Source organism: Porcibacter vitabionis (assembly GCF_046263795.1).
GTDB lineage: Bacteria > Bacillota > Clostridia > Lachnospirales > Lachnospiraceae > Lachnocurva.
Genome location: NZ_JBJYZD010000002.1, coordinates 137,373 through 151,669, shown reverse-complemented (window position 1 = coordinate 151,669; position 14,297 = coordinate 137,373). Strand labels below are relative to the sequence as shown.

Genomic DNA, 14,297 nt, shown 5'->3' with positions numbered 1-14,297 from the left:
TCTGTCATTACAGATTTGTATAAGTTTCATCTGCTTTCTTATCAACCAGTTTTCGAAGTCCCTTGTGACCCTCTTCTTCTAATTTCGGATCCCTCGAAAGGATCTGATCCGCATGTTGGGATGCCAGTTTCAAAAGATCACTGTCGCGGTAGATGTCTGCCATCGTAAAGGCACTATCTCCGCTTTGCCGGATCCCCCTGGCATCTCCCGGGCCACGGAGCTTCAGATCCTCTTCCGCGATTTCAAAACCATCGTAACTATGATTCATGATGTCCAGTCTCTTATTGGCGTGGTCTGCATTTTTCTTCTGGCTGTTCATTAAGATACAATAGGACTGCCACTGACCACGCCCGACACGTCCGCGAAGCTGGTGGAGCTGGGCCAGACCGAAATGGTCTGCATTTTCTACCATCATGACCGTCGCATTCGGCACATTAACGCCGACCTCGACAACCGTGGTGGAGACAAGAATCTGGATCTTGTTTAAGGCAAAATCCCGCATGACTTCTTCCTTTTCTTCAGCTTTCATCCTGCCATGAAGAATACCGACTTTGGCTTCCCCCTTCAGATATTCGGACAGATTTTTCCCATAATCCGTGACATTCTCCTGATCCAGATTTTCACTGGCCAAAACCAGGGGACAGATGATATAGGCCTGATGACCCTTTGCCACTTCCTTCCGAATAAAATTCCAGGCAGTCGGGCGCTTCTCCTCTGAAATCACAGCCGTTTTCACCCGCAGTCTCTCGCTTGGCACATCATGGATCGTGGAAACCTGCATACCGTTATAAAGGATCAGAGCCAGAGTCCTTGGAATGGGCGTTGCACTCATGACAATAGAGAATGGATGTTGGCCCTTTCGCAAAAAAGTATCTCTTTGCTTCACACCAAAACGATGCTGCTCATCGGTAATGACCAGAGCCAGAGCGTGATAGGAAACCCCTTCCTGAATCAGGGCATGGGTCCCGATAATAAAGTCTGCACTTCCATCCGCAATGGAAGCTAAGGCCTTTCGTCTTTCCGCCGCCTTCAAAGAGCCTGTGAGAAATGCAATATGAAAGGGAAGTTTGTAGCGGTCAATAAAGTCCTGAAAAGTCTTCTCATGCTGAGCAGCCAGGACTTCGGTTGGCGCCATAATGGCTGCCTGATAGCCATTTTCTGCCATACGGACCATGGAAAGAAAGGCAACAATGGTCTTTCCGCTGCCGACATCTCCCTGGATCAGGCGTTCTTCGATCGTGGAACCGCAAAAATCCCTGTTCAGATCCTCCAAAGCCTGCTTTTGTCCCCGGGTCAGAGAAAAAGGAAGATCTTCCATGATTTGGTCATAGATCTCATGATGTTTCAGGACCAGATGATTTTTTCCCTTGGCCAGGCCTTTTTCTTCCATGCGTACACTTAAGAAGAAAACCAGAAATTCCTGATAACTGAAACGCCGGATGGCATCCGACAAGGCCTTTTCGCTTTCCGGAAAATGCATATTTCGTATGGCTTCCCCAAGGGGGAGGATATTTTCTTTCGACAGGAAGTCCTCTTCCGAGAAAAGAGGATCTTGAAGCGGCAGGCAGAGATTCAATGCCTCTTCTACCGTTTTTGTCATCTTCTGGTTGGAAATGCCCTTGGTCAGACTGTAAACCGGAAGCAATCGGTCTGTCTCCTTCTGATAAGCTTGGGGAGAAAAGAGGGCAGGCTGTTCCAAACGGAATTCGCCATTCTTCTCTTGGACCGTTCCATAGATGACATAAGGCGAGGCGACTCGGATATTCCTTGAAATATAGGGCATCCGGTACCAGAAGACCGAAATGGCCTTGTCTCCCCTTGTTCCGAGATAGAACAAACCTATGGTCACATCCATGGACCGATAGTGATGAGTCACCGGGGACTTCTTAAAAAAGCCGCGAAGTGCTGCCTTATTTCCCGGCTCCAGATCCTCTGTGCTATCCACTGCCTCCGGATAAACCATATAATCTCGTGGAAAATACAAGAGGAGATCTCCCGCCCGATCGATCCCGATCTTATGGAAGAGCTCCTCTGTCTTCGCCCCGATACCATGAAAATTATGGAGCGCTGCATCTTCATTCATAACAATTCTTACTCTACACTGAAGACATAATAATAAACCGGCTGGCCGCCCTTTTCCAGTTCAATATCCATACCGGAGAAGGCCGAAGCAACGGCAGAACGAATCTCTTCCGCTTCCGCATCTGTCACTTCCGCTCCATAATAGATACTGATCAGGGCAGAATCCTCTTCCACCATCTTATGTAAGGTCTCCAGCATGACGGTCTTCATATCGGATCCGACAGAAAGCAGACCCTGATCACCCATGCCCATGAGATCTCCCTTTTGGATCTCCTTGTCATCAATGACAGTATCACGAACCGCGTAAGTGATCTGACCTGTCTTCACATGGTTGATCTCCTCGTCCATCCGCTTTTCATTTTCCTCTGCACTGTCATCCGGAACGAAATTAATGAGAGCAGTAATTCCCTGAGGAACCGTCTTGGTCGGGATCACAATCAGTTTCTTCTTCTCCTCTAAGCTTACTGCCTGATTTGCTGCCAGAATAATATTCTTATTATTCGGGAGAATAAAGATCGTGTCCGCATTGACATGAGAAACAGCATTCAAGATATCATCCGTACTCGGATTCATGGTCTGACCGCCGGAGATGACATAATCCGCTCCGATTCCCTTGAAGATCTCAGCCATACCGTCGCCGGCACATACGGATACAAATCCGAAGGCCTTCTTTTCTGCAGAATCCGGCTCTTCCACAAGAGATGGATCTTCCGATACAGGAGCCTCTTCCTCCTCGGGCTTATCAAGGGAATCCTCTTGATTTCCATTCATCATCCGATTCTTTAATACGACATCCGAAATAGATCCAAGACCGGTTGCCTTACTGATGATATCACCGGGTGCATTGGTATCCATAGAAGTCGTAATGGTATCGCCGGCCTGAGTATTTGTAACGTCGCTTCCGGCTGCTGTAAGATAGGACTTATATTTCTCTCTTTCCTCATCTGTCGCAGGCTTTGTAATCACGAGTTTGAATTCCAGATGATACTGGAAGTTCTGCTTCTTCACAACATCCTTATTCTCTGCATTCGGGTTCTCAATGGTAAGATCCACATCTTCCCCGGAAAGAACGCGGAGACCGCCCTTCAATACCTGAACAAGTCCGGCTCCGCCGGAATCAACTACGCCGGCCTGCTTTAATACGGGAAGCATATCCGGGGTCTTCTGAAGAGTCTCCTCTGCTGCAGCGACAACCTCCTGGGTCAGAACCAGTACATCCTCCGTCTGGTCTGCCAGTTCAATTGCCTTATCTGCTGCCGCACGGGCAACCGTCAGGATCGTTCCTTCCTTCGGCTTCATGACAGCCTTATAAGCCGTCTCTGCAGCCCGGTTACAAGCAGCAGCCAGGATCGGAACTGTGATCTCCTCTTCCGACCGGATCACCTTGGTGAATCCGCGGAAAAGCTGAGAAAGAATCACGCCGGAGTTTCCGCGGGCACCACGAAGAGAGCCGGAAGAAATTGCCTTACAGATGGATTTCATTTCCGGAGCATCACAAAGGCCTGCGACTTCCCTGGCTGCGGACATGATCGTCATCGTCATATTGGTTCCGGTATCACCATCGGGTACCGGGAACACATTTAATTCGTTGATCTCATCCTTATGTGCCTCCAGAGACTTGGCGCCTGCCAGAAACATTTTAGCCAGCATGCTGGCATCGATTGTCTTTATTTCCAAGATGAACCTCCTCAGTCAATGACACGTACGCCTTCAACGTGTACACGAATTTCCTTTACCTTAAGACCGGTATATTCTTCCACCTTATACTTCACCGTCTCCATCAGGTTATCACAGACCGTCTTGATGCTGACACCATAAGCAACGATGACATGGAAATCCAGTGTGACCTGATTGTCATCCAGAGTCTCAACCGTAATTCCCTTACTGAGATAGTCTCTCTTCAAAAGCTTTACAAGACCATCCTTCATATTTACGGCAGCCATTCCGACGATACCAAAGCACTCAACGGCAACCGAACCGGCATATGCAGCAATGACATCATTGTCAATCACTACTTTCCCGAGTGTTGTCTCCATCTGTCCCTGCATAAGAACCTCCAAACTGTTTGATTTCGATAAACAACAATGTAAAATCATTATAAGTCATTTGTTTCAAAAAACAAAGGCGAAATTTTTCTATAGTACTTGCTTTTTGAATTCTACTTTGCTAGAATAAGCACGTTGTGATTTGGCATCAAATCCATACATAAATTCGATCCGAGGAGGTGTAAGGCAATGGCAAAGTGTGCAGTTTGCGGAAAAGGAGCTCATTTTGGAATTAAGGTGAGCCATTCTCATAGAAGATCAAACAAGATGTGGAAGTCTAATGTAAAGTCTGTAAAGTGTTTGGTAAATGGCACCCCTAAGAGACTTTATGTATGTACATCCTGTCTTCGTTCCGGCGCAGTTGAGCGTGCATAATCTCGAGAATAGTATTTCGCGAATCTAATTCTAATAAAAAGATCCGGGTTTTGACCCGGATCTTTTTTTCTTGTGGGTTTTGACTCGGTTTTTTTCCCGGGTCTTTTTTTCTTGTAAAAAAAGGGATCCGGCCATGTAACGGATCCCCTATCAAATCAATTCTCACTCATCTACTGTCTCGCTGTCCGCATCAGAAGCCTTTTTATTCTTTCCTCCAAGATCCGCAAATTTATTGACCAGATCCGGAACCAGATTCAAAAGCTTATCCAAGCCATCCTGATGATCAATACGAACCAGACGGGAGCTTCCGTTCTGAATAATAATGACAGCATTGGGAGTCATCTTTCCGCCGAGTCCGCCGCCCCCGTTATTGCTCTTCTCCTGTTCAAAGACCCCGGCACCGACACCGAAACTGACATTGACCAGGGGAAGAATGATCGTATCTCCTACCGTGACCGGCTCACCGACCACAGTCTTTGAAGTCAAAAAAGACTCCATGCCGGAGAAAAGCGTTTCCACGGTAGACTTGAATTCTCCATTTTCCTTATTCTGGCTCATTGTTCCTTCCTCCTATCGTATGAAATAAGGTTCGCACATTTTTATCCATCAGCAGGCGGATCCCCATCAGAAGGAGGATACCAACCGGCAAATGTCCTTTGATTTTCCCGTGTCCTGAAAAGTAAGCATCATCTGCGGCAAAATCCGGCAGGATCTTAAGTCCCGGCTGATAGATCCAGGGGATCATAGAAAGGCCCCCGAGGATCTGTCCGGTCCGATCCGGTCCGGGTCCGGCAAAATGAATTTCTGTTTCATCAAAATGCAGTCCCAGCCTTCGAAGAAAAGAAATCAGCTCCCGGAGGATCTTTTTGACAGCGGCCTTGGAAGAGTTCGTAAACAATACCTTTATCATCTTCCGGAATTTATTCTTGGTGTTCTTTCTTCTCTTCTCACTCTTCTTGCTCTTTACGCACTTTTCTCTGTCTTTCTCTCCGGCTTTCTCTCCGGCTTTCTCTCCAGCTTTCTCTTCAGTCCTCTTCCGATTCCGCTTGCTGTTTTTATGACTCATCCCTTTTTTATGACTCGTCTCTTGTTTGGATCCCGGATAAGAAAACAGTTTCCAGATTCCCCAAAAGAAGCTGACTTCCAATTGAACTTTTTCTTCTTTTGAAAGTCCAAGTCTCAACTGAAAGCAATGGAGAAAACTTTTCAATGAAAATTTAGCGAGCTTTTCCTCTTCCTCCCATCGAAACTGTCCGCGGATTTTCCAGGGCACCAGGAGAAAATAGAGAAGAAAAGCAAGAAGGAAAAGAAGGATCCAAAGGATGACTTTCAGAACAGTAAAAAGGATCAAGACTGCCATAGTTTCTTCCTCTCTTCCTGTTTCTTTAGAATCTCCTTTCGAATCTCCAGTCCTCCGGTTTTCTGATAAGTCTCCTCGGCCAATTCATAGATCCGGTCAAGGCAGGAATCGAGCGTTTCACCGCTGCCGACAATGAGCCCGTCTCGTAAGTAGAGCCGGCGGAAAGCATACTCTCTCAGGCTGTAGATTTCCAGCTGCTCCGGAGAATCGAAGAGAAGAAGGATTACATAGCCAAAAACAGTCCTTTTTTTCTTTTCCGACGGCGAAAAGGACCGGAAGCACTTTCCGAAAAAGCCGGATCCCTCTCTTCTTTTTTGCTCCTTCTCCACCCTTTTCAGTTCTTGAACGCCAGGTCCATCTGATCCTGCGGTGAAATCACAATAAAATGTCATAAAGCTTCCCTCTGCAGCAATTATACCTTACTTCAGATATGCGTCAAAGACTCTTTTTGCAACCGGAACGGCAAAAGAAACCCCATAACCCTTTTTCTCACCAATCACTGCAATAGCGATCTTTTTCTGACCATTGTCTGCATATCCTACAAACCAGGAATGGGTATTATTGACACCGGTCTGGTATTCTGCAGAGCCAGTCTTTCCATAAGCGGTATAGGAATCCGAACGCAATTTTCCTGCCGTTGACTTCTCAGCCACCTGCTGCATGAAGTTCTGCAGAGTTTCTGCCTCATCCTCTGACATCAATCTCTTTTCGCTTACCGCATCCTCTTCCTTCACGACAGCACGATCGGCACTGGAAATCGCCTGAACCAGAGTGGGCTTCATCAAAAGGCCGTCATTTGCAATGGCAGAGGTGATCATCATCATATGGGCCGGCGTCACAGTTGTTCTGCCCTGGCCAAAAGCCGTCGACATCACTTCCGAATCGCCCGAATCTGCATTGATTTGAAAGCTGCTCTTTTTTGTACTTCCCATAGAAGATGGCAGGGACTTATTAAAAAGCAGACTGTCCGCTGTTTTTCTCCAGGCGGATCTGTCCAGTTTCAGACCCATCTGTGCAAAAGCCACATTACAGGAATTGACAAAGGCGCTCTCTGTTGTCTCATCCCCATGGACCTCATGGCCGGCACAGCTGATTGTATATCCGTCATGAGTAAAAGAACCGTCACAATGGAAAGGATCATTCACGGAATTTCCTTCTCTTAAGTATTCCAGTGTGGTTACAATTTTAAATGTAGACCCCGGCGCATAGAGCCCCTGCGTTGCCCGGTTTAATAATGGAGAAGAATCTTTTGATGCATCATTCAGCTTGTCCCAGTCGGAAACAATGGTATTGGGATCATAATCAGGTTTTGAGACCATGCAGAGGATCCGGCCAGTCTGGGGATCCATGGCAATGACAGCTCCCTTAGCCGAACCAAGGGCCTGATCTGCCGCTGTCTGAACCCTGCTGTCAATACTTGTGATCACGGTATCACCGGTATTCTCCTGTCCCTTCAAAGCATTCTGCAAGTGCTCGATCAAAGAAGTATGACTGGTCAGGAGTTTAAAATTCTGGCTTTTTTCCAGTCCGGTCATCCCCTTTGCACTGTATCCGGTAACAAAGGAATATTTGTCTCCTTCCGGATAGGACCGGGTCTTTGTTCCATCAGCAGCCACAGTCGTCGTGGCAATGACCTTTCCATCGCTGGTCTCTATATTTCCCCGGATCACTTTGGCAGACAGATTGTTCATCCGCGGATTATAGGAATTTGCAATGAAATCCTCACTTTGAAAGGACAGAAAATAGACAAAGTAAGCCACCATAGCCAGAAAGAGGAAGAGAAAGAGATAGGTGATCGTCGTATATTCCCGGGTAGAGGTCCCCGGTCTTCTACCACGATTCCGCCCTTTTTTCTCTGTGGTTTGAATATGAATATCCGGAAGATCCAGATACAAGTCATCATCGACATCATAAAGATCCCGGCGATTCCGATGTCTGTCATTCATTCGACTCATGAAAAATCCTCCTCATCATAAGATCCATCAGAATCTTTTCTACCAAATCCAAGGTCCCGGATCGTGATTCCCTGGATGATGGAAAACATCAGCATGGTGGACAGGAGTGACGATCCGCCGTAACTTATGAATTGCATGGTTACTCCGGTGGAGGGTATAAATTTGACCACGCCGCCGATCGAAAGGAAAAGCTGAAAGCCATAGCAGACGGCAAGACCGGTAGAAATCAGCCTGGGATACTCCTCTCGCACCCGGACTGCCGTATTCATCATAAGAATAAAGCAGGCCAGATAAATGAAAATCAGGATCACGGCAAAGAGTCCGCCGAACTCTTCCCCGATCGCTGCAAAAATAAAGTCCTTGGTCACAACCGGTACTTTATCAGGCATGCCCTGCATGAGACCGGAGCCAAACCAGCCGCCGGTCCCCATGGCGAAAAGGCCTTGCGAAACCTGGTAGCCGGAGGTATCTACGACGGACAAGGGATCCAGCCAGGCCACGATCCGGGCATGTACATGGGAGAAAAGCTTATTGGCAAGAAGTAAGAAAAGGCCGATCCCTCCGCCGCCGAGGAGAAGGATCCGAAATTTCCCGCTGTAACAATAATAAAGGATCAGATAGATCACAAAAAGAATGGCGGCCGACCCCAGATCCCTGCTGGCTACAAGGATCAGGATATGAAGAAAGGCAATGGCCGAGACTACCAGAAGAATCTTCTTTTCCTGATCCGAATTTCGGGCTTCTTCCATACCGCTGGCCAAGAATAAGACAAAACTGATCTTCACCAGTTCTGAAGGCTGAATGCGAAAAGCGCCGAAACGTAAGGCCAGTTTCGCACCCTCTTCCCAGGACCCGGCAAGTAAAACCAGAAGCAGACTTCCTATGCCGAAAATTGCATAAATAAGCTCAAATCGGGAGAAATCCCTGACGGCCCTTATGATGGCAGGAACAAATGCCGTAAGCACCAGACTTACGCTTGCAATCACAAACTGCCGGATGGCCGTATCAACTTTCAGACGGGACTGGATAATAAAACCGATGGTCAAAAGCATCCCCATGTGATTGACCAGAATCCTCTCACAATGCGGGAAAAAGATCTTATAAATCAATTGGAGAATCTGTGTAAAGAGGATCTCCGCCAGTAAAAGGATCAAATACATGACCTTCTGACTATTCAAATAGAGAACCAGATTCGCATTGATGCAGAAAAAGATCTGAGTAAGATTCATCCGATGAAACAAGTGCTTCTTTCGGATGGGACGGATCTCATTTTTTAATGCCGCAAAGGAGTCAAACATATAGATGACAAGCAGCAATAATAATGTAAAACGAGATATCGTTGTAATAGCTTCTGTCATAATACTCCATTTCTGAAATGACCTCTGGTGACCGGGAAGGACAACTCCTTCTTTTCCCCTCTCAGAAAGGCCGAAAAAGCCTGTCCGATTTCTTTGATTTGATGGGGATCTTCCAGTGTCAAAGCAATCTCATAGGCCAAAGGATGCAGTTTTTTTATCGCATGAAAATCGGAAAGGAGGCTGGTCGGAAGACTGTTGTAAATATAGTTCGTGCAGACACTGCAGCGGTTCCAAAGAGGAAAATCCTTTCCCTTTCGATCTGTCAGGCTTAGGATCTCTGACTTCTTATCACAGCCCTTTAGATTCTTGTGTGTGCAGTCTGCCTTGATCATAAGGACCTGTCTTCCATAGATCGGAAGGATCGACGTCTCATTGTCCCGATGGGCCAGTTCCTTTTCGGTCAGTTCCACCGGCATCTCCATCCGGGAAAACCCCATCGAACGGAAGGTCAAAACGATCTGATCGGACCAGGTATAGATCCGGCTGGAGAGAAGGATCTGCTCCTTCGGGATCCCCCGATCTAAAAGATAGGCCAGGCCGTCCAGAGAATGGCAGCGGAAACCCGAAAAACCCGTAAAATGAATAACGTTCTGATCCAAAAGTTTCCTTTCCCTCTCTCTTACCACCTCCGGCAGATCCAGCCAGAGGCGGGCAGTCGGACAAAGCTTTCGGAAGGATTCCACGCCATCCCAATCCCCCTTATGCTTTCCGTCAGAAAGATCCCCCTTCCTTACATCTTTTTTACCATTTCCTTCCTTTCCATTCAAAAGGAATTCTACCGGAAGGATCAGATTCCAGTCTGCCTGGATTCCTTTCAAACTTTCTGCCAAAGGAAAAAGCTGATCTGCATGTAAGAAACTTACAAAGACTTTTGGGCCCTCTTTCGAAATTTTCGCTAGAGAAAATTCGGGGCTTTTCAAAGGTTTTTTTCCTTCTGTAAGGGAGGAAGAAGTCCTTCTCTCCTTCTTTTCTTCCCAATCTTTCACGGCCTTTTGCCGCTCTGAAAGACAGGGACCATTCTCCCGGATCAGAAGCCGGGTCAATTCTTCAATGGCCTCCCGACGGAGCTCGTTTATGGCACTGACCGGAACAAAGGCATCGCTGGACAGACTAAGATCTGTCTTTTTCGAAAGATAGGGCGTTCCACCGAGCTTTTCCAGCTGTTTTCTTACCTTATCCTCGCTTAAAGGAGCCTTTTTTGCCACTTCGACAGGGTTGATACTCTGTTTTTGGACTCTTTTCCCCTGACAGCGGATCGAAATTGACATGGGCCTTCCACTTTCGATCAAAGCCTCTATTTCCACAGGGATCTTACGCTCCTTCAAAAGGGGCAGCGAATCCAGTTTTGCTTCATGACTGGAATCTTGGAAGGTCATCAGTTCTTTTCCGTTTCTCTCTCGTAAATAGAGATCCGTAAAGCCATGTCTGCTGCCGGCGTCCCGTAATAATTCATGTTCTCTTTTGCTGACAGAATAATTCTCTGCCCCATCCGAAAGATAACGATCCATGGCCTCCCGATAAACGGAAACAACGGTAGCCGCATATTCTTCGGATTTCATCCGCCCTTCGATCTTATAGGAATAGACACCGGCCGCATCCATTTGAGGCAGAAAATCGATCAGACAGAAATCCTTGGGGCTTAAAAGATAGGACCCCGGTGTCTTCTGCCCCTTGATCTGATAAGGCAGGCGGCAGGGCTGGGCGCAGCGCCCCCGGTTTCCGGACCTTCCGCCTAGGAAACTGCTCATCAGGCATTGGCCGGAATAACAGACACAAAGCGCACCGTGAACGAATGCTTCAATTTCCATACCGGTGTTCTGATACATTTCTTTCAATTCCAGAAGAGACAGTTCCCGGGCAGCCACGATCCGCTCGACCCCTAAACTTTTCAGCCAGCCAGCCCCCAGAGATGTAGTAATACTTGCCTGGGTACTCATATGAATGGCCAGGCCCGGGAAGGAAGACCGGATCAGATCAAGGACACCGAGATCCTGAACCAGGACCGCATCCAATCCCATTTCATAAAAGGGACGAAGATAGGAATATAATTCTTCCATCTCCCGATTCTTTAACAGGGTATTGACCGTAAGATAGGCCTTCTTGCCATGCAGATGGGCATAATCGATAGCATCCGCACTTTCTTCCAGAGTAAGATTCCCGGCATAAGCTCTGGCGCCGAAAGAAGGGCCGCCGAAATAAACGGCATCGGCTCCCGCATTGATAACGCTTTTAAAGACCTGCAGATTTCCGGCAGGTGCTAGTAATTCCATTCCTTTTTCAGACATTGTATCCTTATTCTCTCAAAAATATTTGATATATGTGTCAAAAGCAGCTGTCCCACTCCATGATACTTACGGAATGAAAAAGGGGACAAAGCGCAATCGTTTTTGTCCCCTCATAACTTGTTTTCATTCCTCTGTTTTCAATCTTTGTTGTCGGCTTTCGACCCGAGCAGGGCATCTTCCAAAGATGCTTCCAAGCGGCTTTTCGAAAGTCTCAGCTCTTGATTTTCTGCTTCCAGTGCCTTTTTTTCTTCTTCCAGCTCCTGGGTATGGATCTGGTTAGATACAAGCTCCTGCTTCAGATTGGTGATCTCCTGATCCTTGTATTTCATCGTTTCTTCGCTATGAAGGACCTGGTCTCTGGCTTTGAAATAGTCATCCGCTATATTCAGCTCCAAAAGCACCGTTCTCATATCGTTTGTCAGATTCCTGTAATAGGGGACCTGCTTGGTAGCTTCGATCTTACTGTTAATATAGGACGCAACCTGCTCCAGATACTCTTTTTCTTCATATCCGCTCAGGGTATACATCTTGTCCCCGATAATGACATTTACACTCTTTTTTGCTGACATGCGAAAACTATCCTCCTCAATAATATCTTATTATACCTTTAATACTCAGCTTTTGAAATATGAAAATGTTCATAGGCCAGATCGGTTGCCACCCTTCCCTTGGGCGTACGATTGATGAAGCCGTTTTTTACCAGATAGGGTTCATAGACTTCCTCAATGGTACCGCTGTCCTCACTTAAGGCCGCAGCCAGCGTATCCAGGCCGACCGGACCGCCGCCGAATTTTTCGATGATCGTAAGGATCATATTGCGGTCTGTGGAATCAAGCCCCATGGAATCCACATCTAAAAGTTTCAGGGCTTCCCGGGCGATCTCCTTTGTTATGGTTCCGTCGTATCGGACCTGGGCATAATCCCGGACCCGCTTTAAAAGGCGGTTGGCGATTCGCGGTGTCCCCCGGGAACGTCTTGCCATCTCCAAGGCACCTTCTTCTTCGATTTTCACATCCAATTTCGAAGCAGATCTTAAGATAATAGTCTTCAGTTCCTCCGGCGTATAGAACTCCAGATGAGAAATCACACCGAACCGATCCCGCAGAGGTGCGGACAAAAGTCCCGCCCTGGTTGTCGCCCCGACTAATGTAAAATGAGGCAGGTCCAAGCGGATCGACCGGGAGGTCTGCCCTTTTCCGATCATAATATCAATGGCATAATCCTCCATGGCCGGATAAAGAACCTCTTCGACCTGGCGGTTCAGGCGGTGGATCTCATCAACAAAAAGAAGATCCCCCTCCTGTAAGTTCGACAGAATAGCTGCCATATCTCCCGGTTTCTGAATGGCAGGTCCCGATGTGATCTTAATATGAACACCCATTTCGTGAGCAATGATCTCCGACAGAGTGGTCTTTCCCAGTCCCGGAGGGCCGTAAAGAAGGACATGATCGAGGGATTCCCCGCGTTCCTTTGCGGCGCGGATATAGATGGCCATGGTTTTTTTGACCTTCTCCTGTCCGATATATTCGTCCAGTGTTTTGGGACGAAGAGAGTTTTCGACTTTCTCATCCTCTGTCTGAACCTGTGTTGATATGATCCGATGTTCCATGTCTGCTCCTGCTATTTATGAGATCTTCAGCCTGATTTGCAATATCTTTCCAATTGATCAGATCTTAAGTCCGATCTTCTTTAAAATTTCCCGGATCCAGCTTTCGGTATCCATCTTTGTATCAGCCGGAAAGTCACTCATGGCCTTTAAAATTTCCGTAGAAGAATAACCCAGAGACTCCAAAGCAAGGATAGCATCCTTCCTTTCCTGATTCCCCTGATTCCCTGCCGGGTCTATATTTCCTTCGGAAACCGGACCGTTATTGGTCGGCTCCAGCATGGAAGTAAGATCCATTTTATCCTTCAGATCCAGGATGATCCTCTGAGCGGTCTTCTGGCCGACACCCTGAGCCTTAGACAAGAGCTTTACATCGCCTCCTGCAATGGCAAAACGAAGGTCATCCGTCGTCAAAGTCGAAAGAATCGTAACAGCCGCCTTAGGGCCGACTCCATTGACTCCGATCAAAAGACGAAACAATTCCAGCTCATCCTTTTTCAGAAAACCATAGAAAGCAAAGGCATCTTCCCTTACCTGAAAATAAGTATAGATACGAAGCTGTCTGCCCCGCTCCAGGCGGCCAAGGTCCCCTGTCGGCATAAAAATCTGAAACCCCATCCCCTGATGGTCCAGAATGATGGAATCCGATAGAATTTCTTCCACACTTCCGTTAATATATGAAATCATGAAATGAAAACTCCTTTCTGATCCGGCAGCCGCCGAAGGACCTCCACGGCAGTAATCCCGATCACAAAGCCGGCCGCCATTCCTCCCAGACTAAGGATCGGGAAGTAGAAATATAAACCGGGACTTTGCATCACAAGGGAAGCCAGAATGATCTGCCCCAGATTGTGGGTCATGCCCCCGGCCATGCTGATCGTGATAAGGCGAAAGCACCTGCATCGTTTCAAGCCATACATGAGAAAGAGACTGGCCATCCCTCCAGAGAGACTGTAAAGGATCGAGAAGGGATTCCCAAATAGAAAACCGGAAAGCAGGATCCGGACGATACTGACAAAAATCGTATCCGGCAAACCGGTTCGATACAGCATCATCAATACAGAAAGATTGGTCAGGCCAATCTTCAGTCCCGGCACCCCGATTGGAATCGGAATCAGACTGTCCAGATAGGACAACATCAGGGAAAGGCCAAGATAGGCTCCCAGTATTACTATTTTTTCGGCCGGTCGATTTGATCTGTACTTTTCCATCTTAAACGAATTTGAAACGA

Annotated in this window: 14 protein-coding genes; 1 reads left to right on the top strand and 13 read right to left on the bottom strand. The window is 47.3% G+C overall.

The annotated features are described in order from the left end of the window. Positions 1–7: 7 nt before the first annotated feature. Genes recG through ACKX2L_RS02295 form a run of 3 tightly spaced genes read right to left on the bottom strand, consistent with a single transcriptional unit; the run spans position 8 to position 4,130 of the window. A complete protein-coding gene (gene recG / locus ACKX2L_RS02305; protein ID WP_497550594.1) occupies positions 8–2,083 on the bottom strand; it encodes an ATP-dependent DNA helicase RecG in 2,076 nt (691 codons plus the stop codon). Between the two features lie 8 nt (positions 2,084–2,091). After that, the gene (locus ACKX2L_RS02300) at positions 2,092–3,759 is read right to left on the bottom strand and encodes a DAK2 domain-containing protein (protein WP_497550595.1); all 1,668 of its coding nucleotides are present in this window, start codon (positions 3,757–3,759) and stop codon (positions 2,092–2,094) included. 11 nt (positions 3,760–3,770) lie between these two features. After that, positions 3,771–4,130: an Asp23/Gls24 family envelope stress response protein gene (locus ACKX2L_RS02295; protein WP_497550596.1), complete on the bottom strand. Its 360-nt coding sequence runs from the start codon at positions 4,128–4,130 to the stop codon at positions 3,771–3,773. Positions 4,131–4,316: 186 nt separating this feature from the next. Between ACKX2L_RS02295 and rpmB the strand changes: the two genes are divergently transcribed. Continuing rightward, entirely contained in the window at positions 4,317–4,502 is a 186-nt protein-coding gene (rpmB, locus tag ACKX2L_RS02290) for a 50S ribosomal protein L28 (protein WP_497550597.1), read from the top strand. A 162-nt stretch (positions 4,503–4,664) separates the two neighbouring features. On the opposite strand, the gene ACKX2L_RS02285 is transcribed toward rpmB, so the two are convergent. The 10 genes from ACKX2L_RS02285 to ACKX2L_RS02240 all read right to left on the bottom strand — a co-directional run bounded on the left by ACKX2L_RS02285 (position 4,665) and on the right by ACKX2L_RS02240 (position 14,277). Next, a complete protein-coding gene (locus tag ACKX2L_RS02285; protein WP_497550598.1) occupies positions 4,665–5,060 on the bottom strand; it encodes a GerW family sporulation protein in 396 nt (131 codons plus the stop codon). After that, complete coding sequence (locus tag ACKX2L_RS02280) at positions 5,047–5,862, bottom strand: hypothetical protein (protein WP_497550599.1); 816 nt, start codon at positions 5,860–5,862, stop codon at positions 5,047–5,049. The genes ACKX2L_RS02285 and ACKX2L_RS02280 overlap by 14 nt, the downstream gene beginning before the upstream one ends. Further along, positions 5,850–6,254 (bottom strand): hypothetical protein, encoded by a 405-nt coding sequence (locus tag ACKX2L_RS02275; protein ID WP_497550600.1) that lies wholly within the window; start codon positions 6,252–6,254, stop codon positions 5,850–5,852. Before ACKX2L_RS02275 ends, ACKX2L_RS02280 begins: the two co-directional genes overlap by 13 nt. Positions 6,255–6,281: 27 nt before the next feature. Beyond that, positions 6,282–7,817: a peptidoglycan D,D-transpeptidase FtsI family protein gene (locus tag ACKX2L_RS02270; protein WP_497550601.1), complete on the bottom strand. Its 1,536-nt coding sequence runs from the start codon at positions 7,815–7,817 to the stop codon at positions 6,282–6,284. Continuing rightward, positions 7,814–9,175, bottom strand: a complete 1,362-nt coding sequence (locus tag ACKX2L_RS02265) for an FtsW/RodA/SpoVE family cell cycle protein (protein ID WP_497550602.1) — start codon at positions 9,173–9,175, stop codon at positions 7,814–7,816. The genes ACKX2L_RS02270 and ACKX2L_RS02265 overlap by 4 nt, the downstream gene beginning before the upstream one ends. After that, the gene (locus ACKX2L_RS02260) at positions 9,172–11,445 is read right to left on the bottom strand and encodes a peptidase U32 family protein (protein ID WP_497550603.1); all 2,274 of its coding nucleotides are present in this window, start codon (positions 11,443–11,445) and stop codon (positions 9,172–9,174) included. Before ACKX2L_RS02260 ends, ACKX2L_RS02265 begins: the two co-directional genes overlap by 4 nt. 152 nt (positions 11,446–11,597) lie before the next feature. Continuing rightward, positions 11,598–12,029: a cell division protein ZapA gene (locus tag ACKX2L_RS02255; RefSeq protein WP_497550604.1), complete on the bottom strand. Its 432-nt coding sequence runs from the start codon at positions 12,027–12,029 to the stop codon at positions 11,598–11,600. A gap of 38 nt (positions 12,030–12,067) precedes the next feature. Further along, entirely contained in the window at positions 12,068–13,069 is a 1,002-nt protein-coding gene (gene ruvB / locus ACKX2L_RS02250; RefSeq protein ID WP_497550605.1) for a Holliday junction branch migration DNA helicase RuvB, read from the bottom strand. 57 nt (positions 13,070–13,126) lie between these two features. Continuing rightward, positions 13,127–13,753 (bottom strand): Holliday junction branch migration protein RuvA, encoded by a 627-nt coding sequence (ruvA, locus tag ACKX2L_RS02245; RefSeq protein ID WP_497550606.1) that lies wholly within the window; start codon positions 13,751–13,753, stop codon positions 13,127–13,129. Beyond that, positions 13,750–14,277 (bottom strand): Gx transporter family protein, encoded by a 528-nt coding sequence (locus ACKX2L_RS02240; protein WP_497550607.1) that lies wholly within the window; start codon positions 14,275–14,277, stop codon positions 13,750–13,752. The genes ruvA and ACKX2L_RS02240 overlap by 4 nt, the downstream gene beginning before the upstream one ends. Positions 14,278–14,297: the final 20 nt, after the last annotated feature.

What these genes read in the sequence shown, in the direction of transcription:
- recG (WP_497550594.1), bottom strand. Translation starts at nt 2,083, where the DNA reads ATGAATGAAGATGCAGCGCTCCATAATTTTCATGGTATCGGGGCGAAG.
- ACKX2L_RS02295 (WP_497550596.1), bottom strand. Translation starts at nt 4,130, where the DNA reads ATGCAGGGACAGATGGAGACAACACTCGGGAAAGTAGTGATTGACAAT.
- rpmB (WP_497550597.1), top strand. Translation starts at nt 4,317, where the DNA reads ATGGCAAAGTGTGCAGTTTGCGGAAAAGGAGCTCATTTTGGAATTAAG.
- ACKX2L_RS02285 (WP_497550598.1), bottom strand. Translation starts at nt 5,060, where the DNA reads ATGAGCCAGAATAAGGAAAATGGAGAATTCAAGTCTACCGTGGAAACG.
- ACKX2L_RS02280 (WP_497550599.1), bottom strand. Translation starts at nt 5,862, where the DNA reads ATGGCAGTCTTGATCCTTTTTACTGTTCTGAAAGTCATCCTTTGGATC.
- ACKX2L_RS02275 (WP_497550600.1), bottom strand. Translation starts at nt 6,254, where the DNA reads ATGACATTTTATTGTGATTTCACCGCAGGATCAGATGGACCTGGCGTT.
- ACKX2L_RS02270 (WP_497550601.1), bottom strand. Translation starts at nt 7,817, where the DNA reads ATGAGTCGAATGAATGACAGACATCGGAATCGCCGGGATCTTTATGAT.
- ACKX2L_RS02265 (WP_497550602.1), bottom strand. Translation starts at nt 9,175, where the DNA reads ATGACAGAAGCTATTACAACGATATCTCGTTTTACATTATTATTGCTG.
- ACKX2L_RS02260 (WP_497550603.1), bottom strand. Translation starts at nt 11,445, where the DNA reads ATGGAATTACTAGCACCTGCCGGAAATCTGCAGGTCTTTAAAAGCGTT.
- ACKX2L_RS02255 (WP_497550604.1), bottom strand. Translation starts at nt 12,029, where the DNA reads ATGTCAGCAAAAAAGAGTGTAAATGTCATTATCGGGGACAAGATGTAT.
- ruvB (WP_497550605.1), bottom strand. Translation starts at nt 13,069, where the DNA reads ATGGAACATCGGATCATATCAACACAGGTTCAGACAGAGGATGAGAAA.
- ruvA (WP_497550606.1), bottom strand. Translation starts at nt 13,753, where the DNA reads ATGATTTCATATATTAACGGAAGTGTGGAAGAAATTCTATCGGATTCC.
- ACKX2L_RS02240 (WP_497550607.1), bottom strand. Translation starts at nt 14,277, where the DNA reads ATGGAAAAGTACAGATCAAATCGACCGGCCGAAAAAATAGTAATACTG.